Source organism: Paenibacillus sp. PsM32, assembly GCF_030433815.1.
Taxonomy (GTDB): Bacteria; Bacillota; Bacilli; order Paenibacillales; family Paenibacillaceae; genus Saccharibacillus; species Saccharibacillus kyungheensis.
Genome location: NZ_JARUWY010000001.1, coordinates 539,305 through 563,534, shown reverse-complemented (window position 1 = coordinate 563,534; position 24,230 = coordinate 539,305). Strand labels below are relative to the sequence as shown.

Sequence of the window (24,230 nt, the reverse complement as noted above, 5' to 3'; positions counted from 1 at the left end):
TGTGATCATAACAGTTCAGGATGAAGAAAATGGTTTTACTTTTGTGATTAATGATGTCTTAGGCGACAAATAGACACGACCAATCGTAAAGTAGAAGCACTGTATACTTATATCCTTTTGCTTATTTTACATATGGATAATGAACGATCTGACGTTAGCATTAATCACCGCGAGAGCATCTGCTCTGGCGGTTTTTTTATGATTTCAGAGAGGATGATGTTCAATGACAACCATCGTAAAAGTAAGCAATCTAGCAAAAGACTGGAACGGTCAACGAATTTTCGAACAAGTGAATCTACAAATAGAAGCAGGAGAACGTCTCGCCTTGATCGGTGAGAATGGAAGTGGGAAAAGTACACTAATTCAACTGCTAATGAATGATACTGAATCTACAGAAGGCAAAATCGAACGCTTTTTACCATTGGCACAGTGGGATTGGATGAGACAGCAAGATGATATGGAGCATATTCATCAAGGCTGGACAACATTAGAAATAGCGAGACAAGGTAAGCCAGAATTGTGGAACTTACGCCAACAATTAGATGAATTAGAGCAACAGCTCCAGAGTATTTCAGTGGAACAACAAAGTGATCATTACAACGCGGTTTTGGAAAAGTATGGCAGTACGTTAGAACACTATGAGAAGCATGATGGATTCCTATGGGAAATTGAAGTGGAAAAGCAATTGACTACCATAGGGATTATATCTGAGTTATGGAATGTACCCTATACGCAGTTAAGCGGAGGTCAGAAAACAAGAGTCCGTCTAGCATCTGTCTTAACGCGTGAGACGCAATTACTGATCTTAGATGAACCTACCAATCATCTCGATACAGAGACTATGGAATGGTTGGAAAAGCGATTGCAACAATACACAGGTACTTTGTTATTTGTCTCACATGATCGTGAATTTGTAGATCGGATGGCGACGTCTGTATGTGAATTGACACAGACAGGAATGACCAAGTATAAAGGTGGATATCGCGATTATCGAGAACACAAACAGCGTGAATTACGAGCGCAAGAATCGCTTTACAAAAAGCAAGAACAACAGCGCAAAGCTTTAGAAGAATCGATTCGCAATTATCAGCAATGGTTCGAACAAGCGCATCGGGCAGCTGGTAAGCAAAATGAAGTGAAAATTACTAAAAGCTTTTATAGAGATAAAGCGAACAAAAATATTTCACGCTATCATGCCAAAGAAAAAGCACTGGAGAGATTAGATTCAGAGAGCGTTCAAAAACCACGTGATACTGACAAAATGAACTTTGAACTAGAAGCAAGTGAGTTTAAAGGGCATACCTTAATTCGGTTAGATGATGTAAGTTTTGCGTATGATGCTGATCCAGAACAAATAGAACAACAACATCAGAATACAGAGCATGAAGATAAAGCCTTGATTCAACATCTTGATATGAATGTACAACGTGGCGATCGTATTGCGATTACAGGGCCAAATGGGTCAGGTAAAACCACACTGATCAAGCTATTACTCGGACAGCTCCAACCATCCAGTGGTGAATTATGGCATCATCCAGCACTGAATATAGGCTACTTTTCACAGGAACTCGAAGGATTGCCGTTAGAAATGACCTTACTGGATAGTCTGCTTGTATTGCCTTCGATGACACGCACCGAAGCGCAAACGATCTTAGGTTGTTTTTTGTTCCGTGGCGAAGAAGTGTATAAGCAGATTGGACATCTAAGTATGGGAGAGCAGTGTAGGGTCGCATTAATACAATTATATTTTGGCGGCGCAAATGTGTTGATTCTCGATGAACCGACCAACTATCTAGATATCGCTGCACAAGAAGTGATCGAGTCAGCGTTACAACAATACTCAGGAACGATTATTTTGGTCTCTCATGATCGGATGTTAGTGCGGCGATTAGCGACTCGATTGTTACAGTTAGAACATAATCATCATTATCAATGGTTTGAAGGAACTGTAGAAGAATATGAAGCAGCCAAAGCACATCAGCAACAAGAAGCTATGGCAGGTGGAGTAGAAGGTTATCAACAACGTATGATGCTAGAATTGCGTCTATCTCAATTGTTAGCCGGGCTTGCAGATCAGAAGCAATCTCAGTCGTCTTCTCGATCCCATGAACAACTTTCCAAATGGACACAATCTATTGAAGATTTAAATCTAGAGCAGCCAGCTAATGATCCTGTCTGGCAAGAAATTCAATCGTTACGCAAAGAGTTAGCATCATACTCGTCTCATTCGTAAATCAAATAGAATATTCTTTTTTGCATAACAATCGTTGACGGGAAGGCTGGTTGTTTGTAAAATAGTGAGTATCTATTTTCACTATGACATCTGCAACGAAAGAGAAGAGTAAACAGTACTGTCGTACAGGGAGAAAATGCCATTAGATTGAGAGCATTTTTACAGAAGCAGGCTGTTGAAGTTCACTCTGGAGCAGCGTTCTGAAATATAAGTTAGTGGCGTTAGTATGCTGATTTGTAGATTAGGAATAGCCGGTGTAACGATCCGTTATCGTCGTTTCGAGCGAGAAGCTTATAATCTACATGTGATTGATATAGAGGAGACTCTATGTTGAGATACAGATTATAAATTTCTAACAAGGGTGGTACCACGGTCTTTTCGTCCCTTAAGGGGAGAGAAGGCCTTTTTTTGTTGTTTTGAGAAAGTTCACACACTGCGGGATAGGAAGAAAGGGGCTTAACAACGATGAGCGAAATCGTCCAAATGCAAGAACATTTGCTTGCTTTGAAATCAGAAGCACTGGAAGTATTAGAAAAAGTAGCCACACCGAAAGAGCTAGCTGATCTACGTGTTAAATACTCTGGTAAAAAAGGAGCTTTAACTGAAGTATTGCGTGGTATGGGTAAGCTTAGTGCTGAAGAACGTCCGGTTGTTGGTCAAGTTGCCAATGAAGTACGTGAAGCGATTGAAGAAGTTATTAATCGCAAGCAAGAAGAATTTGTACGTGCTGAAACGAATGAACGTCTAGCAGCTGAAAAAATCGATGTAACCTTGCCAGGTCGTGGATTGCCACAAGGTGGTATTCATCCGATCAACAAAGTTATCGAACAAATGGAAGATATTTTCTTAGGTATGGGATACAGCGTAGCAGAAGGCCCTCAAGCTGAAAGTGATCATTATAACTTTGAAGCATTGAATTTGCCTAAAAATCACCCTGCTCGTGATATGCAAGATTCGTTCTACCTCACAGAAGATTTATTAATGCGTACGCATACTTCTCCTGTACAGATTCGTGCGATGGAAGCAGCAAAAGGAAAAGCTCCTTTGAAAGTTATTTGTCCGGGTGCTGTATACCGTCGTGATGATGACGATGCGACTCACTCTTTCCAATTTTTCCAAATCGAAGGTTTGGTAATTGATAAAGGTATTCGTATGAGTGATTTGAAAGGAACATTGCTTCAATTTGCACGTGAAATGTTCGGTGAATCGACAGAGATTCGTTTGCGTCCAAGCTTTTTCCCTTTCACAGAGCCTAGCGTAGAAGTAGACGTTACGTTTGTGAAAAAGAACGGTGAGCGTATCTGGATCGAAGTATTAGGTTGCGGTATGGTTCATCCTAAAGTGTTAGAAATGGGCGGTTTTGACCCTGAAGTATATAGTGGATTCGCATTCGGTATCGGCGTAGAACGGATAGCGATTTTGAAATACGGTATTGATGATATTCGTCATTTCTACAGCAATGATATGCGTTTCCTCAAACAATTCTCACGTATCTAATATAAAGGAGTGAATAGCAGTGAAAGTATCTACACAATGGCTGTCTCAATATGTTTCTTTGGATCAAGTCACTCCAGAAGAACTAGCTGAGCGCATTACACGTTCAGGAATCGAAATTGACAGCGTCGAATATCGTAATCAAGGGATTACCAATGTTGTTGTTGGTTATGTGAAAAGCAAAGAAAAGCATCCTGATGCAGACAAGTTAAATGTATGTGTGATTGATGCTGGACAAGGTGAAGACTTACAGATCGTATGTGGTGCTAAAAATATCGATGCCGGACAAAAAGTTCCTGTAGCACTTGTTGGTGCCAAATTACCAGGCGGTATGGATATTAAAAAAGCCAAATTACGTGGCGTATTATCTCAAGGAATGATCTGTTCTGCGAAAGAACTAGGCATTAACGATAAATTGTTACCTAAAGATCAACAAGAAGGTATTTTGGTGTTACCTGAGAACACAGAAATCGGTACACCGATTGTACAATTGCTTGGCTTGGACGATGCAATTTTAGATTTCGATCTGACTCCAAACCGTTCAGATTGCTTGAGTATGTTAGGAGCGGCTTATGAAGTTGGTGCTATTCTAGGTCGTGATGTGACATTGCCTGAACTTAATTTTGTTGAAGCTGGAGATGCAGCAGCAGATCATATTTCAGTGAATATTGAAGCAACCGAGCAATGTAGTCACTTTTCTGCTCGTTATATTAGCGGGATTACAGTAGGTACTTCTCCATTATGGTTACAAAATCGCCTGATTGCAGCAGGTATTCGTCCGATCAGTAATATTGTAGATATTACCAACTTTGTAATGTTGGAATATGGACAACCACTTCATGCTTATGATGCTGACAAATTAAATCAAGGTGCTATCGAAGTACGTATGGCACGTGAAGGTGAAGTACTTACTACACTAGACGATCAAGAACGTAAGTTAGACGATCGTATGTTGCTGATTACAAGCGGTGGACAACCTGTAGGGCTTGCTGGCGTTATGGGTGGTGCTGACACTGAAGTCACTGCATCTACGGTTAACATTTTATTAGAATCTGCCAAGTTCGATGGTGGAACGATTCGCAAAACATCACGTCGCTTAGGGCTTCGTTCAGAAGCAAGTCAACGTTTTGAAAAAGAAGTTGATCCTTCTGCTGTGGTGCCTGCGCTAAATCGTGCGGCTGAATTGATCGTTCGTTATGCTCATGGATTAATTCATGAAGGTATCGTAGAAGAAGTGGTACAAGTCGCAGAAGAGAAAACATTGCAATTGTCTTTAAGTAAATTAAATCGTTATTTAGGTACAGAGTTGTCTTTACTTGAAATCAAAACGATTTTTGCTCGTTTGCAATTCCCTTGCGGTGATGTAGCACAAGATTTATTAGAAGTTCGTGTTCCTACTCGTCGTGGTGATATCGTACGCGATGTTGATTTGATTGAAGAAGTGGCTCGTCTATATGGATATGATAATATCCCTACGACTTCTATTGAAGGTACAACAACACCAGGAGCATTAACCAAATCTCAACGCTTGCGTCGTACGATTCGTCATTTGCTAACGCATGGTGGATATCAAGAAGCAATTACGTATTCATTTACCCATCCAGCGAAAAATGATCTGTTCCCGCAATTGCGTGGAGAACAGCAACAAGTCGCACTAGCGATGCCAATGAGTGAAGATCGTAGTGTGTTACGTAGCACATTGATTCCGCAATTGTTAGAGACAGCTTCATTTAACCGTAATCGTAAACAAGAAAATCTAGCTTTATTCGAAATCGGTAGTGCATTCTTCAGCTCTGAGCAAGAATTGACTCGTCAACCAACAGAGGTTCCTTTACTTGGACTATTGCTTACAGGCAGACGTCAACAAGCGCAATGGAATACAGGCAATGAACGTGTCGATTTCTTCGATCTCAAAGGCGCTTTAGAAAGCTTGCTACAATATCTAGGATTGCAATCGTTGATCACATACAAAGCAGATCAACCACAAGGATTCCATCCAGGGCGTTCTGCATCTGTATACTTGCAAGTAGGCAGTCAGCAACAATGGATCGGTGTAATCGGACAGATTCATCCTGATATTCAACGTGAGTCAGATCTTGAAGATACGTATGTAGCAGAGATTCAATTGGCTCCATTATATGAAGAAGCTGATGAGAAAATCGTATACAGCGAATTGCCACGTTACCCTTCTGTACAACGCGATATCGCTGTTGTGATCAACGAAGATGTAGCGGCAGGAGAATTGTTAGCTTCTATTCGCCTGACAGCGAAAGAATTGTTAGAAACCGTACAAGTATTTGACGTATACACAGGTGATCGTGTAGGCGAAGGTAAGAAGAGTGTAGCGATAGCTATCGTATACCGTCATGCAGAGCATACGTTAACAGACGAAGAAGTAACTACTGTGCATGATCAAGTCTTAACGGTATTGTCTGAACAATTTGGTGCAGAACTGCGTAAGTAATCATTTTGTCCAATCTTTACACTGCGTAGATTCCCTATCCAAATGACTCGGAAATAAAGAATCATGTTTGTTAGGGATGATAGCAGGAATTGACAAGAGTCGCATCGAATAACAATCGATGTGGCTTTTTTGTCTACATCCAACTAGAATAAACAGAAGAAGTAAAGGAGGGCACGATTGTGACGACACCCGAACGTATTCGAGTAAACGTGGATATTTATGGAACAACTTATAAATTAGTTGGCACGAGTGCCGATTATATGAGACAAATTGCTCGTTATGTAGACGAGCATATGAACGATATATCGCAAGCTCATTCTCATTTAGATAAAGCTAAATTAGCTGTATTAGCAGCTGTACACATGGCGGAAGAATCGATTAATGCCCAGATCAATCAGTCTGAATTTGACAAAGCGATCGCAGAGCAAGAGCGCTTAAATACAGAGCTAGAACAATTGCAAAGTGTAAAAGCTCAACAACAAGAATTGATTCAGAAATTACAACAGGACAATCAACAACAAACGACGACCAATGAACAATTACAAAAAAATGTAAAAGAAACATCTACTCAATTAACACAGACTCAGCAAAAGTTAACTTCTGCGGAAGGCCAAAATAAACAATTACAACAGCAAAATCAAGAACACAAATTAAATAACGAACAAATACAGCACAAATGGAAAATCGCTGAAGAAGCTCTTCAAAAAGCTTTGAAATCCAATGTAGAACTGGAACAAAATCTGCAACAAACGACAGAAAATCTACGCAGTGAGATTAATCTTTTGACTGAAAATGAAGAAGTGGCCAGTTTGCGAGTAATGGAGTTAGAAGAGCAGTTGCAACTGTTACAAGAACAACATGATCGTGTGCAACAAGATCATGCCGAACTGGAGGAAAATAACAAACGTACACTGACAGAGTTACAAGGATTACAAGAACAACATGATCAGCTCACCAAACAAATAGCAGAAGCGCAAGAAGAATCCGAGACATGGCGCGAATTGTCTGTACAGCAAGAGCAGGAGTTGCAGACAGTACAAGCTCATTTAACAAATGTACAAGCAGAACAACAACAATTAGAACAGCAATTAAGCGAATCTCAACAACAATTGACAGTAGTACAAGCACAATTCGATACTGCTCAGCAAGAGATAGCAGAATCCAAAGAAGAATCCAATCGTTGGTATGAATTAGCACAGCAACAAGAGCAAGAAGTACAAAAAGTGCAGGTCGAATTAACACAAGCTCAAGAGCAACGTCAAACGTTGGAAGAGCAAGCATCTGCAACCAAAGAACAAATGTCTATTTTGCAACAACAATTAGCAGATGCTAAAAACGAAGTATCCGCTACCAAACAAAGATTAGAAACATGGCGTGAATTATCCGGTCAACAAGAACAAGAAGTGGCTCGTATTCAAGCAGAATGGTCACAAGCTCAAGAGCAACAAGTTGTATTGGAAGAACAGCGTGTAGCGATAGAAGAACAGCTTAACGAATTGGAAGAACAAAAGTCAGAACTGGATCAACAATTAACTGAACTACGTCAAGAAAACGCTACGCTCAAAGAAGAAGTAGACACATGGCATGAATTATCTGATCAACAAGAACAGGAATTACAGACAGCTCAGTCCGAACTTGCACAGCAACAGCAACAATATACGTCTCTACAACAACAATATGCTACAGTGCAAGCAGAGTATGAATCATTACAAGCAACCAGTGAACAGTTACAGAACGAGCATGAATCTGTACAGACGCAAGCACAGCAACTACAAGAGCAACAACATGATCTGAATCAACAGCTAAGTACACTTCAAGAATCCTTCACAGCAACACAAGAAGAAGCTGGAACATGGCGTGAATTATCCACACAACAAGAACAAGAAGTATCTCAAATTCAAGCTGAACTTGCTCAAGTGCAAGAACAATATACGGCTTTGCAACAACAATCGAACAGTATCCAGAGCGAGCGTAATGATCTGGAAAATCAAGTACATGTACTGGAAACAGAACAGTTGGAGCTACAGCAACAATTGGTAGAACTTCAAGAAACATTAACTGTAACGCAAGAAGAAGCCGGAACATGGCGTGAATTATCAACACAACAAGAACAAGAAGCGTCTCAAATTCAAGCTGAACTTGCTCAAGTGCAAGAACAATATACGGCTTTGCAACAACAATCGAACAGTATCCAGAGCGAGCGTAATGATCTGGAAAATCAAGTACATGTACTGGAAACAGAACAGTTGGAGCTACAGCAACAATTGGTAGAACTTCAAGAAACATTAACTGTAACGCAAGAAGAAGCCGGAACATGGCGTGAATTATCAACACAACAAGAACAAGAAGTATCTCAAATTCAAGCTGAACTTGCTCAGGTGCAAGAACAATATACAGCTTTACAACAGCAATACACTTCAGAACAAGAAGCACATGAATTAGTTCAATCACAAGTTCAGCAATTAGAAGAACAGCAATCTGATCTGAATCAACAATTAGTGGAACTGAAAGAAACACTAACGGTTACTCAAGAAGACGCAGAGACATGGCGTGAGCTGTCAGGACAGCAGGAACAAGAGGTCGAGCGGATTCAAGCTCAATTACTAGATACGCAACAACAAGCGCAGACAGTAGAACAGCAAAGAGCACAATTAGAAGAACAACAGAGTGTTTTAAATCAACAACTTCATCAGGCGCAGCAAGAATTAGCCAATACGCAAGAAGAAGCTGAGACATGGCGCGAACTTTCTAGCCAGCAAGAGCAAGAAGTAGAACAGGCGCAAGCTCAATTGTCTCAAGTGAGTGAGCAGGTTGGGCAATTAGAACAACAGTTGCAGACACTGGAAGAACAACGTCATCAACTGGAAAAAGAGCAGTCATCTCTTCAACAACAATTGGAAGATGTACAACAACAGATGATTACTGCAACCGAAGAAGCCGGGACATGGCGCGAATTGTCAACGCAACAAGAGGATGAAGTGAATCGTCTGCAAGCCCGCTGGACAGATGCTCAAGCAGAACGCCAGGTACTCGAAGAACAGCTTCGTGTTATCGAAGAACAACGTCAGACATTAGAATATCAATACCAAGATTTAGAAGAGTTACAGTCTGAACGTATCGATCAGTTAAATGAACTGCAACAGCAAAAATCAGCGATTCAGGAAGAAATGGAAATGTGGCGTGAGCGTTCTAGTGAACAAGAAGATGAATTGCATACGTTACAAACTCAATGGTCACAAGAACAGCAATATCATCAAGATGCACAAGCTCAGGTAGCTACATTGAATCAAGAGTTGCATGCTTTGCAAGATAAGCTAGGTCAACAAGAGCAAATTTTGCAAGAAGCGAATCATAATATCGATCAATGGAATGATCGGTATACTCAACTGGAAGAAGATTATCGGACAGTGAGTCGTAATGAAGAAGGGTATCTGGAAGAAATCGGACGCTTAGAACAGCAAAGCCATCAGTTGCGTCAAGAATTAAATGAATGGCAACAACGTATTCAAGCAACCGAGCAATTACAACAAGAGCAAGCACAGCATATTGAGCGTTTAGAGCAACAAGAACGTGAATGGCGTGAGCAACAAGATCAACTGGCTACAGTAGAAACACAGAAGTCAGAAGAAATGCAAGAAATATTGCAGCAATACGAAGTGTCTTCCCACCAATTACGATTGGTTCATATCGAACTGCAAGATCAGCGTGAAGAGAAAGAACGTATTATAGGTGAGTTAGAACAATTGCGAGAACAGCACCATCGTCTGGAAATTGAATACAATGAGTGGATGGAATTAATCGAGCAGGATCAGAATTAGATATCAAAATCCCTTTCTGCTTATCACTACATATATTAGCTGTAGTGAAACAGAAAGGGATTTTTTAATAATATTTAATAGCTATAAGCGATTACGCTTCGTCTACGATTAATTTCGCAACCATTGTACTATGACCGGAACCACACATGATTGAGCAAGCAATATCAAATTGACCTGCTTCTTGTGGAGTAACGGTTGCTGTTGTATTTTGTGAATCCAGATCGACATTAAGTGCTGGAATCATCACACCATGATTACCTTGTACACTTTCAAATACGATCTGTACAGGTTGTCCTTTTTTGACATGATATTCTTTTTGATCAAATGCATAATTGGTTGCTTTAATCATCAATTGTTCTGTGCCATCAGCAGGTGCAACACCTGTCTCGGTAACACCACTTTGAGGTTGATTGGTAGCAGATTCATTTTTTTGACCACAAGCAGATAAAAGAACCATGACTGCGATCATCATACTAACGATAATCAGCGTTCTTTTATAAGTATTTACTTTGGTATTCGGTTGAGATGGGGTATACATGCATTGATTCCTCCTATAGTGATATATAATAATGATCATTGCCAATATTCATAAATAGTATAACTCTGTTCTACATAAAGAGTAACCGGTATCATCAAATTTAAAATAAAATATGGCGAAAAAAAGAAATGCGAATCATTAAGTAATCATTTAGAAAGCAATTGAGATCAGTTAGTTTTTGATCATATACTCATTATTTATTATTTGTCCTGCAAGTATTTTGTGAATATTTGGTCTAGATGTATAATAAGAAGTAGTGCATTATATTATAAAGGAATTTGCTAGTTAGAGGAGTGTCATTACGTTGAACGAAAAAATATTCCATACCATGCAGTATGGTCAAATTTTGAATACATTATCTTCACATGCAGCTACTTCTATCGGTAAACGCGCAGCGCTTGCTTTGCAACCGGATACCGATTTGGAGCATGTCAAAAAGTTACTTCAAACAACAGACGAAGCGACATTGGTTGATCGTCTGAAAGGAACTCCGCCTTTTGGTGGGATTGTTGATATCAGTGCAGCCGTGAGTCGTGCACGTATTGGTGGGACATTGAATCCAAGTGAACTATTAGGCATTGCAAATACGATTATGGGCGGTAGACGTGCACGTCGTCATGTCGAGATGGTACATGAAGAAAATCCTGTACCGATGCTAGCTGATCTGGTCGAACTGATCTCTGATCAACGTCCACTGGAAAAAGCGATTCGTGCTTGTATTGATGACTCTGCTCATGTGATGGATTCAGCAAGCCCGGAACTTGCAGCAGTGCGTCGTGAACTACGTTCAGGTGAAGTACGTATCCGCGAGAAGCTGGACAGTATGATCCGTTCTCAAAGTGTAGCCAAAATGTTACAAGATCAATTAGTAACGATTCGTGGTGATCGCTTTGTAATTCCGGTCAAAGCAGAATACCGTGCTCACTTCGGTGGTATTGTTCATGATCAGTCCGGTTCAGGTGCAACACTATTTATCGAGCCAGAAGCGATTGTAGCGATGAACAACAAGCTACGTGAAGCCAAGTTACGTGAAGAACGCGAGATTGAAGTGATTTTGCAGAAGCTAACAGCTCAAGTCTCGGATCAGGTCGAATTGCTGAATTACGATATTGATATTCTGGCAGACCTTGATTTTATTTTTGCCAAAGCCAAATTAGCTCGCTCGATGGACGCAACAATGCCGAAGATGAATGATCGTGGATTTTTGAAATTGAAAAAAGCACGTCATCCATTGATTCCACTTGCTCATGTAGTGCCGACTGATCTTGAACTCGGCAATGAGCATACCAGCATTATTGTGACCGGCCCGAATACCGGTGGTAAAACCGTTACACTGAAAACAGTTGGATTGCTGAGTCTGATGGCGATGTCAGGATTGTTTATTCCGGCTGATGAAGGCAGTCAATTATGTGTATTTGATGCGATCTATGCAGATATTGGTGATGAGCAAAGTATCGAACAGAATTTAAGTACATTTTCAAGTCATATGACCAATATTATCTCGATTTTAGAGCAAATGACGCCAAAAAGTCTGGTGTTGTTTGATGAATTAGGAGCAGGAACTGATCCGGCAGAAGGTTCAGCGTTAGCGATTGCGATTCTGGAGCATATTCATTCACAAGGTTGTCGAATGATTGCAACGACTCACTTTAGCGAACTGAAAGCTTATGCTTATGATCGTAAAGGCGTGATCAATGCCAGTATGGAGTTTGATGTGAATACTTTAAGCCCTACGTATCGCTTGCTAATAGGTGTACCGGGACGTAGTAATGCATTCGCTATCGCTTCACGCTTGGGACTATCTGAAAAGATTCTTGATGTTGCGCGTGGCGAAGTTGGAGAAGAAGATCAACGTGTTGAAAATATGATCGCTTCCCTCGAAAGTAATCGTCTAAGTGCAGAAGAAGATCGTAATACAGCAGCTACATTGCGTTCTGATATGGAGAAATTACGTGGTCGTTATGAACGTGATCTTGCTAGATTAGAAGAACAACGGGATAAACGTCTGGAAAAAGCGGACGAAGAAGCACGTGAGATTATCGAAAAAGCGCGTAAAGAAGCCGATGAAGTGATTCGTTCATTGCGCCAGCTTGCGCAAGAAGAAGGCGCTTCTGTAAAAGATCACAAGCTGATTGCAGCTCGCAAACAATTGGATGATGCTACACCAGGGCAACGTGCGAAGAAGAAATCTGCTTCTTCTACCGAGTCCAAAAAAGTCAAACCACTTGGCCCTGGTGATGATGTAATGGTGTATAGTCTGAATCAACGCGGACATATCGTAGAATTATCAGGAACCAAAGAAGCTGTCGTACAGATGGGTATTTTAAAAATGAAAGTAGCGTTAAGCGATCTAGAATTAGTACAGTCAGCCGCTACGATCAACGCACAGCCACAGAAGAAAGCAACCACGATCAAACGTTCACGCGAAGACAATATGCGCTCTGAACTTGATCTACGTGGTGCTAATGTAGAAGAAGGATTAATGGAAGTGGATCGTTTTCTTGATGAAGCTTTTTTAGCGAACCTGGGTCAGATTTATATTATTCATGGTAAAGGTACAGGTGTGCTAAGAACAGGGATTCAAGATTTCTTGCGTCGTCATAAGCATGTTAAAAGTTTCCGTACCGGTGAATACAATGAAGGCGGCAATGGCGTTACTGTAGCTGTACTGAAATAATCCGGCTTGAAACCATTACAGTGTTCATGCGTAATGAATAGAAATGTCTGTAGATGATTTCAGTACCGGAAGGAGCTATGAAGTGGCGTGAAAGATTATATTGATCCGATGCTTGCACATCCGGTCGGGATGATGATCGGTTTTTTCTCGGTAGCTGTACTACAGCTTATCGTATTTCTATGGTGTTTTGAAATGGTAGCCAAATATAAATGCTGGGACGAAATAAGACGCGGTAATGTAGCGGTAGCGATGGCAACAGGCGGTAAGATTTTCGGGATTTGTAATATTATGCGGTTTTCGATCGAAGCGCATAGTACGGTATATGAAAGTCTCGGCTGGTCGGTTATCGGTTTTGTTTTACTTCTAGCTGCTTATTTTATATTTGAATTTTTGACACCTGTTTTTAAAATTGACGAAGAAATTGCAGCAGATAACAAAGCTGTAGGTTTGATCTCCATGATTATATCGATCTCCTTATCGTACGTGATAGGGGCAACTATTTTATAATCAAGATTGAACTGAAATATGAGTGATGAGAGGAATTACAACATGGATACAACAATATGTCCTTGGTGTGATAGTGAGATTGTATGGGACCCCGAATTTGGACCGGAAGAATTGTGCCCGCACTGTCATAATGAATTAAATGGTTATCGTACGCTTAATATTGCTTTAGATGAAGACGAAGATGAGGAGTATGTGGAAGGCGGACAGAAGCCACCTGCTGAAGTTCGTAGAGCTCCTGTAGCACCTGTTGCTCAACCTGAAGAAGAGCAACAATCTTTTGCTTCCCGAGCAACCAGTCTGTTGAACGATGCAGAACTATTTACTCAACCGAGTCTATCTTCACTCAAAACGATTGAGCAATATGGTGATGAGAATTTCAACATGGTGCAGTATGAAGAAAATGTAGAGCAATTGCTGGATCAGCAAGAAGAGATTCCGCAATGTCCACATTGTCAGGAATATATGTTGCTTGCAGGTACGCAAGCAATGGGTGGAGCTGGATTTACCCCTTTGCCTGCAACAGCTAAAAATGTAGCGATTTTACCATCTACATTTAAAGTGAATGTATATGTATGTCCAAGTTGCTTCCATGTGCATCAAAGTCTATGTGAAGATGAGCGTGTAGCGATTATCGACAAGATTACTAATTTAAACGAACAATAAGCATATCGAACAATAAATAAAAAGCTCTTATTCTCTACCTGATAATAGGTGAGCATAAGAGCTTTTTGCTGTGTAATATAGGAAGGTATGATTATGCAATAAATCGGCTAGTGTAGAATTACACCACAATATCGTCAACTGTTGCAGGGGAAGGCTTGGTTGTACGAGTCAATCCAAACAGTTCTAATTCAGGGCGCTCGATTCCAGTAATCGTATCTGCTAGCAATTGAGCTGCAATAGCGCTATACACTGTTCCGTTACCGCCATATCCTTCAACAAAATAACTATGAGGATAATCAGGATGTCCACCGATATAAGGCAATCCATCACGGCTAGAACCAAATACGGCTGCCCATGCATAATCGATCGACAACTCTCCTACATTTGGAAATAGCGTCTGTACTTCTTCTAGCAACTTTTGAGATTGCTTCACCATACGAACATCACGCCATTCCGGATCTGTAAATGGCTCATCCAAGCCACCTACAACGATTCGGTTGTCCGCAGTTGTTCTCATATACAGGTATGGACGTGTCGTTTCCCAGACCATACTTTGCTCATGCCAACCATCCCAACTTTCTACAGGGTTCGTCATAATCGCATACGTCGTTTCTAGAAATGCGCCACGTTCTTTTTTCATTTCTTGAGTTGCATAACCTGTAGCATAGATTACAGTACGTGCACGAATCTCGATATTACCCGCATAACAGGTAACGCCTGTATCATCAGCCACATGACTTGTGATTTCTACACCTTCATATAACTGTGCGCCATGATTCATCGCATCAGCCATCAATGCATGAATAAAGCGATAAGGGTTCACTTCAGCATCGCCATGCGTATACAATCCACCGGCTTTTTCAAAAGAAAAACGTTTGGCTATTTCTTCTGCATCCCAGTATTCAGCTTCAAATCCAAAACGTTTGAGATTGTCATATTCTTCTTTCAAAGCAGGTACATCTTCTGGATTACTTGCATAATATAGACTACTACGTGGAATCAACTGAGCATCAATCGGTAATGTTGGAGCAATGTCGATTAGATACTCCATCGCTTGCTGGCAAAGGCGGTAAAACAATACGCCATTTTGTTCGCCAAATGTATTGATGCAAGAAGTCATCATTTTATCGTTAGTATATTGAAGTAAACCGGTATTGGCGACAGAGCTACCTTGACCGATTTTTGATTTTTCTACAAGCACTACATTGATGCCTCGATGTGCAAGTTCGCGCGCAGACAAAGCTCCGCCCATTCCGCCGCCAATAATAAGTACATCACAGGCAATATTTTCTTGTAATGATTGGTATTTCGGTGTCTCGGATTCAGATAGTGTTTTGTCCCAGGCTGTACGGTTAGTGTGCAAATCCATAATATTTCGCTCCTCAAGGTATAATAATAGGCGACCGGTGCTGACTGTCTAAGTAATAACATTAAGTAACCTGATTGCTATCCTCTTGAAGCAGTTCGTTCAGATAATCGTTTGACAGACAATGATCTAATCAGAGGGTTGGCAGAAATGGGCGATTCATGTCATACTTATGATTAATCTTGCGCACTTGGAGGCTATTACATTATGAAAGAATTGAGCGACCTTAAATTACAAATATTAGATTTGTTAAAAGAAGATGCAAGACGCACACCACAACTTCTTTCTACATTATTAGGTGTTGATGAAGCAGAAGTGACTCAAGCGATTCGTGAATTGGAAGATGAGCATGTGATCGTGAAGTACACATCTGTAGTGAACTGGAGTAAAGTCGATGACGAGAAAGTCACAGCGTTAATTGAAGTACAGATTACACCGGAACGTGGCAGAGGATTTGAAGGTATTGCAGAACGCATTTATTTGTATCCACAAGTAAAATCTGTTTATTTGATGTCTGGTGCTTATGATCTTCTGGTTGAAGTAGAAGGCACCAATTTGAAAGAAGTAGCAAGCTTCGTTTCAGATCGTTTATCTCCTATTGAATCGGTATTGTCTACCAAAACTCACTTTATCCTTAAAAAATACAAGCAAGATGGCATTATCTTTGAAGAACACGAAGATGACCGCCGTTTGATTATCTCTCCATAACCTGAATATTCGTTGTGATACACAACTCTTTTTGATATAAGCAGAAGAAATCGCGCTTACAGAATAAAGCGCTGAAGGAAGAGGATTGCTATGATTGTCAATAATGAACAACAGACCGGATCATCCAAGTCGATGACTTCGTACCTTTCACCATTAGTTCAAGATATTAAGCCTTCGGGTATTCGTAAGTTTTTTGATCTGGTGAGTGCAAGCAAAGATATTATTACGCTAGGTGTAGGGGAACCCGATTTTATTACACCGTGGCATGTACGTGAAGCTTGTGTCTATTCATTAGAGCGTGGATATACACGTTATACTTCTAATGCCGGTATGCCTGAACTTCGTGAAGCGATTTCAGGTTATTTGGAAAATGAATTCAAAACTGCCTATGATCCGAAAGATGAGATTCTGGTGACCGTCGGAGGTAGCGAAGCGATCGATTTAGCTTTGCGCGCGCTGATTACACCGGGAGATGAGATTTTGATCCCTGAACCTTGTTACATCTCTTATTCACCGATTACAGCTATTGGTGGAGGAATCCCTGTTGGTATTGAGACTTTTGCCAAAGACAATTTTAAATTAACGGCAGAAGCGTTAGAAGCACAGATTACTCCACGTTCCAAAATTTTGATCCTTTGTTATCCAAGTAATCCAACAGGGGCAATTATGACGTATGAAGATTGGTTGCCGATTGCCAAAGTGGTCGAAAAGCATGATCTTATCGTGATTTCTGACGAAATTTATGCAGAATTAACATATGGTACGAAGCACGTCAGCTTCGCATCGGTTCCGGGTATGCAAGAACGGACTATTTTGGTCAGTGGATTTTCCAAAGCGTTTGCGATGACAGGTTGGCGTATGGGATATGCTTGTGGTCATCGTGATCTCATTTCTGCGATGCTCAAAATTCACCAATATACAGTCATGTGTGCTCCTGTAATGGGTCAAGTAGCCGCTTTAGAAGCATTGACCAATGGATTAGGTGAAAAAGATAAGATGGTAGAGTCCTATAATCGCCGTCGTCGTCTGATTGTCGATGGATTCCGCAGTATCGGTCTGGAATGTCATGAACCTCAAGGCGCTTTTTATGCTTTTCCAAGTATTCAGAATACAGGGCTGACTTCTGAAGAGTTTGCTCAACAGCTTCTAGTGGAAGGAAAAGTCGCGGCTGTTCCGGGTAGTGTATTCGGGTTAGGTGGCGAAGGATTTATCCGTTGTTCGTATGCTACATCTGTCGCACAATTAAGTGAAGCATTGGAAAGAATAGGTTCATTCGTAGCTAAAATAAAATAATTGTCACATAATCTTCTTTTTTCCTTGAATTAACAATTTTCCTGCTTTCATTTGCTTGATCCTGTGATATAATGGGTCTTTGGAAGCAGGAAATCATGACTCAAGGGAGGGGATTATTTGTATTGCGCTGAATATAATTTGCCGGGATATCGTGGACATAACATTGCAGAGAGTAATGGAGTATGGTCTACGTCCTCAGAGAAGTCTTCACAGATACTTTCCCTAGAGGATGAAATTTATTTGCTTCGTATGCGTATGGAACAGTTATTTTTGGAAGAGCAATCTTTTACATCAGAAGTTGTTATTGAAATCAGCATGTTGCTTGACCTCAAAATTAACGAATATATGCGCTCTCATCAAAAACATTCATAACTCAGATCAAAACAGAATGTTGAGATATGATCGATCTTGTTATAGCGGATACGATGTAACATTTATAGCCTGAAATCAACAGAGGGTCCTCAAAAAGGAGCTTCTTTTTTTACGTCAAATAGCTGTGGTATGATGGGATATAGTGAATTGAAGGAGGAACGTTGGGTGAAATTGTGTATAAAAGGATTACTACTAAGCATGAGTATGGTATTCGTTTTGACAGCTTGTGGTGGGGATCAACCGAAAGATCCTAATCAAGTGACTGTTTTTATTATGGGTAGTGAAGGATTTTCACAAGAATTAGCAGATCAGGTCAAACAAGATTTGCAGACCAAGCTTGGCAGTACAATGAAAATAACAGTCAATACAACACCGATTTACTCCGCTGAAAAGTTAACATTAGAATATGTCGATCGACAAGATGATATTATTATTTTGCCAGAAAATGATATGAAATCTTATTCGATTAATGGGGGTCATATGGTGTTGGATAAAGATTTTGATTCCAAAACATATGCTCGCGGTGTAACGATGGGTAGTGCATCCGCAGAAGATGTAGATAAACAAGAAAAGCATCTATTCTCGATTCCTGTCGATCAAATGAGTATCTTCAAACAAATCAAATATACGCCGGACAATCTGTATGCTACCATTCCTGTGTTTGCGGATTATAATAAATCGCTCAAAATCTTAAAAGCGATGACAGAATAATATCGTTCTATCATCCATGTGGAGGGACAAATGAATATTTATACACGTACAGGTGATGAAGGGCAGACTTCTGTGATCGGAGGTCGGGTCAGCAAAGACGATGCTCGAGTTGAAGCATACGGCACGATTGATGAGCTAAATAGCTTTGTCGGTCAAGCATTGGCGATAGCGGATAGTGAACACTTTGCAGATATTCAGGAACAATTGCTGGCGATACAACATGAATTATTTGATTGTGGAGCAGACCTAGCCTTTGTTGAATTAGATGAAAGTAAGTATAAAGTCCATGCTGAATTAGCGGTTCAATTGGAACAGTGGATTGACCAGTATGAGAAAGAAAATCCACCAATAGAACGGTTTATTTTACCAGGAGGTCATCCGTTAGCCGCTTCACTACATGTGTGTCGTACGGTATGTCGTCGCGCTGAACGAAGAGTGGTAACACTGGGTGCAATAACAGATATTAATATAAATGTGCGTAAATACTTAAATCGACTTTCAGATTATTTTTTTGTGATTGCGCGTACAGCGAATGTGCGTTCAGGCATCACAGATATCGAATATATTCGTAGTCAAAAAGTATTTCGACGTGATTGAGGGACTATTGTGATTAATGCTAAAAACGATACTAACGATTATTACGAACCAATACTGTATACGATCCAATCGCAAGATGAAGGTATGATTCTCAAAAATATTATGCAACGGCGGATGGGCATTTCACGCAAATTGCTTTCACGTCTTAAAATGACAGAGCAAGGGGTAATGCTGAACGGTCAACATGTATATGTAAGCGTCAAAGTACAAGCAGGCGATCTATTAGAGATTCGGATGGAGCGAGAACAATCCGATGATATTTTGCCACAAGCACAGCAGATCGATGTGATCTATGAAGATCAGCATCTATTGATCGTTAACAAACAAGCAGGCATTATCGTGCATCCTACGAGTGGACATTACACCGATACACTGGCAAATGGAGTAGTTCATTACTGGCAAGAGCGCGGAGAGAAGTTCCGCTTCCGTCCGGTGCATCGATTAGATCAAGATACATCGGGTGTGCTGGCTATCGCCAAAAATCCGTATGTACATCAACATATCTCAGAACAAATGATGCAGAATACAGTCCAGAAAAGATATCACGCCTATGTGCATCATATTCCGGCGATACGGCAAGATCGCATCGAAGGAGCGATTGATCGTGATCTGGTTGAGCCTCATATGCGAGTAGTCACACCGGATGGATATCCAGCAGCTACCCGTTATCAAGTGCTAGAATCTTTTCCAGAGCGTGATGTATCATTAGTTGAACTGGAATTAGAGACCGGACGTACCCATCAGATTCGGGTACATATGAAGCATATCGGTTGTCCATTGGTTGGCGATCGGTTATATGGTTACGCGCGACCAGACAATAATATAGACCCTTCTAGCTTTATCGCTCAACTGGATCAACTTGCAGGCAGACAAGCGTTACACGCTGTTGAGCTAGGTTTTGTACATCCAGTTACAGGTGAAGAGATGCTTTTTCATGCACCATTACCTGAAGATTTGGCAATACTGGATGCAGAATTACGAGGACGGGAAGCTTGACGGTAAAGATGGAATATTCTCACATCAATAAAATTATTTTTTAATCCAGTATTAAAGGAGAATGTCAGCCAATGAGTAAATTAACAGTATATCAATACCCACAATGCAGTACATGTCGCAATGCAATCAAATGGTTACGTGCAGAAGGTCATGAATTGAACTTGATTCATATTGTAGAATCTCCACCTACCGCAGAGCAATTACGTGAATTGGTTGAACATAGCGAACTGGAATTGAAGAAATTTTTCAATACCAGCGGTGAAGTCTATAAAAGTCAGAACCTAAAAGAAAAATTACCATCTATGGATGCTCAAGAACAACTACAATTGTTATCTGAAAATGGTAAATTGATTAAACGTCCGATTGTAACAGATGGGGATAAAGTGACAGTAGGATTCAAAGAATCGATGTATGAAGAAGCATGGAAAGCGTAAAGTTAGGAAGAATAATATAGCGATCTACCTAAAGAGTATGTCCAAAAGTCTTTTGCTGAGCAGATATTTGCCAGACAAAAGGCTTTTTTTATGTTTACTGTTGTTTATATGATTCAAGACAGCTAGTCACTAGACAATTATTTATTTACATTATCTGCAAAAGAAACGATAATATGAGTGATTTATAATTACAAAAATGGGGGAAAAAGGGTATGAATAAAGTATGGTCGAAAGCATCGGCGATTCTTTTGTTAGGAAGTGCAATTTTGTTCAGTAGTAGTGCATCTACGCCTGTGTATGCTGCATCGTCTACGTACAAAGTGACTTTTGAACAAGCACGATTAGTATCAAATGATCATGTAGGCAATGAGTGGGCTATTGCAGCAGAAGTAGCTGGTAAAGCAATCAATGAAGGCAAAAGTATGAATGTAAGTGTAGATTCGAAGGGAAGTATCAAATTGTATGGCTATGTTGTAGAAGAAGATAAAATTCCCGACGAAGGCGAAAATACCAAAACAGTAAATGTCTCTTCGATCTCTAGCAAAGGTTCAACAGTTAAAGTGTTGGTCACAGTGACCGAAAATAGAGGGCGTTATTCTGGTAATGAAGCGGTATGGGAATTTACGTACAAAATCAAAAAACAATAATATATAATATATTGGAGTCGCTTTATATCTGAACATGGATCATGATCATCTCAGGTATAGAGCGATTTTTATAAATATAAATGATTAAAGGATGGAGATTATGCACAAATCACAACTTAATCTGGTTCAAGCATCATCTATACATAGAGAGCAATTGGCTGAACTACGGGCGATGGTTCTGCAAGAAGATCTTACCCGTCTGGGTCGATTTGATGAGTATAAGGTTCGTCAGCGCTTTCGTAATGCTTTTGATCCGAGTCATACATGGTTGATCGAAGTGGAAGGAAAGATAGCAGGTTGCGTTGCTTTAAAGCCAGAACAGGAGGGTTATACGCTAGAGCATTTTTATATGTATCCTGATGTTCAAGGTCAAGGCATAGGCAGTCAGACACTTCATCAATTGTTAGCTCAACCTCATTTGCAAGGTAAAGTCGTTCATCTCAATGTACTCCAAGGTAGCCCGGCACGAAGACTTTACGAACGTTTTGGATTTGAGCTTGATTCTGAAGATGAAGTGGATATCTTTATGAGTCGCACGATATAAATAAATTAGTATGAAAATAAAGAACCCAATATAGAATAGGCAGAAAATTTAAAGTCTTGTGAATACTTGTACAGTGTCGCAGAAATTCGGTATGATATACTCAGATTGGATTCATCTGTATTGAAGAGAGAAGGTAGAAGTGAAGATAATGAAAGATCAAAAAATAATGTTAGTCGATGGAATGGCACTGTTATTCCGAGCTTATTATGCAACAGCGCAATCCGGTTATATTCGTCGCACAAAGTCAGGGATTCCTACGAATGCGATTTACGGATTTGTACGTTATCTATGGGACGCTGTACAACTGTATAATCCTACTCATATCGCTTGTTGTTGGGATGTTAGTAGCAAAACGTTTCGTACCGAAGAATTTGCTGCTTACAAAGGAAATCGTTCGGCTGCACCGGATGATTTGATTCCGCAATTTGATTTGATTTTGGAAGTAACTGAAAGTATGGGGATTCCTAATCTAAGTGCGCCCGGTTATGAAGCCGATGATTGTATCGGTACCATTTCACGTGAGCTGGAAGCAGATATGGAAGTTCTGATTTTGACAGGAGATCATGATATGTTACAGCTAGTGGATGAACGGACTAGCGTGATTATTATGAAAAAAGGCTATGGTAATTACAAAGTGTATACGCCTGAGTCACTAATGGAAGAAAAGGAATTAACACCTGCTCAGATTATTGATATGAAAGCTTTGATGGGCGATGCTAGTGACAACTATCCAGGAGTCAAAGGAATCGGTGAAAAAACAGCGATTAAGCTGGTCAAAGAGTATGGAACAATCGCAGGAATTTTGGAAAATTTAGATCAATTAACACCTTCGATTCGTACAAAAATTGAAAATGATCTTGATATGCTTCATATGTCTCATCGCTTGGCGGCGATTCATCGTGAAGTACCTGTCGTCTGTTCGCTGGATGCCAGTCTTTTGCTTTTAGAAGATGATATCATTCTAACGAAATTTGAAGAATTAGAGATCAAAAGTCTTTGTTCTATGTTAGGCGTAGGTGTATTTTAAATGAAAATATTATCGCGCTTAATGATCGCTATATTGTCTATAGTAATGATTCTGTGCTTGCTACCTAATGCTGGTTCTTCAGCGGTAGCAGCAGGGTCAGGAATCAAAGCTGCAACGCAAAAAGTGTCTGCTGCTGGACGAACATTTACTGTACAGACTGTTCGTATTCCCAAAGGAACCAAAACAGGCGTAGGACTAGCTAATCAAAAAGTCGGTCAGACTGCTTCTTTATCTTCTATCGTCAAACATTATGGTGCTCAAGCAGCTATCAATGGCGCATTTTTTGAAGCGTATGGTGGTGCGCCTGATCCTTATGGTACGTTAATTAAAAACGGTCGTATCGCACATTTGGGCAGATATGGAACAACGATAGGATTTTTGGCAAATGGTACAGCATTGATGGATTCGTTGCGATTGTCTGTCACAGGAACAGTGCAATCAACAACAGGCAAATCGTCTAGCTGGTACGCTATCTGGGTGAATCGTCTTCCCGGTGCTTCTAGTACATCTGTTATCTACACGTCTGATCGAGGTACAAATACAGGCTTTACAGGTGGAATTGCAGTTACTATAGTGAATGGCAAAGTAACGCATAAAGGAAACAACAACAAAACCAAAATTCCATCTAATGGATATGTGCTCGTGTATACAGGAGATCAGAAATACGCGGCTGATCGCTTTACGGTAGGTGCTACTGTCAACATGAATATCGCTTACCAGGATATCAATGGGAAAGATATTCCATGGCAACAAGTTGTGACTGCGGTAGGTGCAGGCCCAAGATTGGTAAAAGACAGCAAAATCGCTCTAAATGCAGAAGCAGAAGGATTCCAAGATCCCAAAATTTTGACTGCTGCTGGTGCACGTAGTGGGATTGCAATAATGGCAGATGGTTCGGTGATGATTGCGACTGTTCCAGGAGCAACCATGAAACAATGGGCAGCTATTATGCAAAAGCTTGGCGCTAAACAAGCGATGAATTTAGATGGAGGCGCTTCATCGGGAATGTATGCAAATGGACGTATGCTTACTGCACCCGGACGCTTATTAAGCAATACGTTAATTTTTGGTGCAAGCGGTTCATAAAGCAGTAGTGTCGACATCATCTCGACTTCAATATCATATATGATCAAATATGGAG

The 24,230-nt window shown here is 40.4% G+C and carries 20 protein-coding genes; 18 read left to right on the top strand and 2 right to left on the bottom strand.

Translation table 11 applies throughout. The features are described from left to right. Positions 1-223 precede the first annotated feature (223 nt). From abc-f to QCD85_RS02595, 4 genes are all read left to right on the top strand, one after another. The gene (abc-f, locus tag QCD85_RS02610; RefSeq protein WP_301261552.1) at positions 224-2,233 is read left to right on the top strand and encodes a ribosomal protection-like ABC-F family protein; all 2,010 of its coding nucleotides are present in this window, start codon (positions 224-226) and stop codon (positions 2,231-2,233) included. Between the two features lie 483 nt (positions 2,234-2,716). Beyond that, a complete protein-coding gene (pheS, locus tag QCD85_RS02605; RefSeq protein WP_204825672.1) occupies positions 2,717-3,730 on the top strand; it encodes a phenylalanine--tRNA ligase subunit alpha in 1,014 nt (337 codons plus the stop codon). 19 nt (positions 3,731-3,749) lie between these two features. Beyond that, on the top strand, positions 3,750-6,191 hold the full coding sequence (pheT, locus tag QCD85_RS02600; RefSeq protein WP_301261551.1) for a phenylalanine--tRNA ligase subunit beta: 2,442 nt from the start codon (positions 3,750-3,752) through the stop codon (positions 6,189-6,191). 179 nt (positions 6,192-6,370) lie between these two features. Continuing rightward, positions 6,371-10,009, top strand: a complete 3,639-nt coding sequence (locus QCD85_RS02595) for a hypothetical protein (RefSeq protein WP_301261550.1) — start codon at positions 6,371-6,373, stop codon at positions 10,007-10,009. A gap of 91 nt (positions 10,010-10,100) precedes the next feature. Here QCD85_RS02595 and QCD85_RS02590 read toward each other — a convergent pair whose 3' ends face one another. Continuing rightward, the gene (locus tag QCD85_RS02590) at positions 10,101-10,547 is read right to left on the bottom strand and encodes a cupredoxin domain-containing protein (RefSeq protein WP_301261549.1); all 447 of its coding nucleotides are present in this window, start codon (positions 10,545-10,547) and stop codon (positions 10,101-10,103) included. 304 nt (positions 10,548-10,851) lie between these two features. Here QCD85_RS02590 and QCD85_RS02585 point away from each other — a divergent pair, with 304 nt between their 5' ends. The 3 genes from QCD85_RS02585 (at position 10,852) to QCD85_RS02575 (ending at position 14,394) form a co-directional block, all read left to right on the top strand. Further along, positions 10,852-13,224: an endonuclease MutS2 gene (locus tag QCD85_RS02585; protein WP_273615432.1), complete on the top strand. Its 2,373-nt coding sequence runs from the start codon at positions 10,852-10,854 to the stop codon at positions 13,222-13,224. Between the two features lie 108 nt (positions 13,225-13,332). After that, on the top strand, positions 13,333-13,731 hold the full coding sequence (locus QCD85_RS02580) for a DUF350 domain-containing protein (protein WP_204825671.1): 399 nt from the start codon (positions 13,333-13,335) through the stop codon (positions 13,729-13,731). A 42-nt stretch (positions 13,732-13,773) separates the two neighbouring features. Continuing rightward, a complete protein-coding gene (locus tag QCD85_RS02575; protein ID WP_273615434.1) occupies positions 13,774-14,394 on the top strand; it encodes a hypothetical protein in 621 nt (206 codons plus the stop codon). Positions 14,395-14,512: 118 nt separating this feature from the next. Here the strand turns inward: QCD85_RS02575 and QCD85_RS02570 are convergent, their stop codons facing one another. Then, a complete protein-coding gene (locus QCD85_RS02570) occupies positions 14,513-15,763 on the bottom strand; it encodes an NAD(P)/FAD-dependent oxidoreductase (RefSeq protein ID WP_273615435.1) in 1,251 nt (416 codons plus the stop codon). A gap of 204 nt (positions 15,764-15,967) precedes the next feature. On the opposite strand from QCD85_RS02570, the gene QCD85_RS02565 reads away from it, so the two are divergent. The 11 genes from QCD85_RS02565 to QCD85_RS02515 all read left to right on the top strand — a co-directional run bounded on the left by QCD85_RS02565 (position 15,968) and on the right by QCD85_RS02515 (position 24,175). Then, entirely contained in the window at positions 15,968-16,468 is a 501-nt protein-coding gene (locus tag QCD85_RS02565; RefSeq protein ID WP_069327277.1) for an Lrp/AsnC family transcriptional regulator, read from the top strand. A 90-nt stretch (positions 16,469-16,558) separates the two neighbouring features. Next, positions 16,559-17,761: an aminotransferase class I/II-fold pyridoxal phosphate-dependent enzyme gene (locus tag QCD85_RS02560; RefSeq protein ID WP_204825077.1), complete on the top strand. Its 1,203-nt coding sequence runs from the start codon at positions 16,559-16,561 to the stop codon at positions 17,759-17,761. A gap of 162 nt (positions 17,762-17,923) precedes the next feature. After that, on the top strand, positions 17,924-18,133 hold the full coding sequence (locus QCD85_RS02555) for an aspartyl-phosphate phosphatase Spo0E family protein (RefSeq protein WP_273616262.1): 210 nt from the start codon (positions 17,924-17,926) through the stop codon (positions 18,131-18,133). 165 nt (positions 18,134-18,298) lie between these two features. Beyond that, positions 18,299-18,844: a hypothetical protein gene (locus QCD85_RS02550; RefSeq protein WP_301261548.1), complete on the top strand. Its 546-nt coding sequence runs from the start codon at positions 18,299-18,301 to the stop codon at positions 18,842-18,844. A 30-nt stretch (positions 18,845-18,874) separates the two neighbouring features. Next, positions 18,875-19,441, top strand: a complete 567-nt coding sequence (locus QCD85_RS02545; RefSeq protein WP_301261547.1) for a cob(I)yrinic acid a,c-diamide adenosyltransferase — start codon at positions 18,875-18,877, stop codon at positions 19,439-19,441. 84 nt (positions 19,442-19,525) lie between these two features. Further along, positions 19,526-20,437, top strand: coding sequence for an RluA family pseudouridine synthase (locus tag QCD85_RS02540; protein WP_301261954.1), 912 nt, complete (start codon positions 19,526-19,528; stop codon positions 20,435-20,437). A 71-nt stretch (positions 20,438-20,508) separates the two neighbouring features. Continuing rightward, positions 20,509-20,871, top strand: coding sequence for an arsenate reductase family protein (locus tag QCD85_RS02535; protein WP_273615439.1), 363 nt, complete (start codon positions 20,509-20,511; stop codon positions 20,869-20,871). Positions 20,872-21,083: 212 nt separating this feature from the next. After that, the gene (locus QCD85_RS02530) at positions 21,084-21,518 is read left to right on the top strand and encodes a hypothetical protein (RefSeq protein ID WP_301261546.1); all 435 of its coding nucleotides are present in this window, start codon (positions 21,084-21,086) and stop codon (positions 21,516-21,518) included. Between the two features lie 100 nt (positions 21,519-21,618). After that, entirely contained in the window at positions 21,619-22,062 is a 444-nt protein-coding gene (locus QCD85_RS02525; protein WP_301261545.1) for a GNAT family N-acetyltransferase, read from the top strand. 148 nt (positions 22,063-22,210) lie between these two features. Continuing rightward, complete coding sequence (locus QCD85_RS02520; protein WP_274170543.1) at positions 22,211-23,089, top strand: 5'-3' exonuclease; 879 nt, start codon at positions 22,211-22,213, stop codon at positions 23,087-23,089. Next, positions 23,090-24,175 carry a phosphodiester glycosidase family protein gene (locus QCD85_RS02515; RefSeq protein ID WP_301261544.1) on the top strand — a complete coding sequence of 362 codons (1,086 nt, stop codon included), beginning with the start codon at positions 23,090-23,092 and terminating at the stop codon, positions 24,173-24,175. The last annotated feature ends 55 nt before the right edge of the window (positions 24,176-24,230 follow it).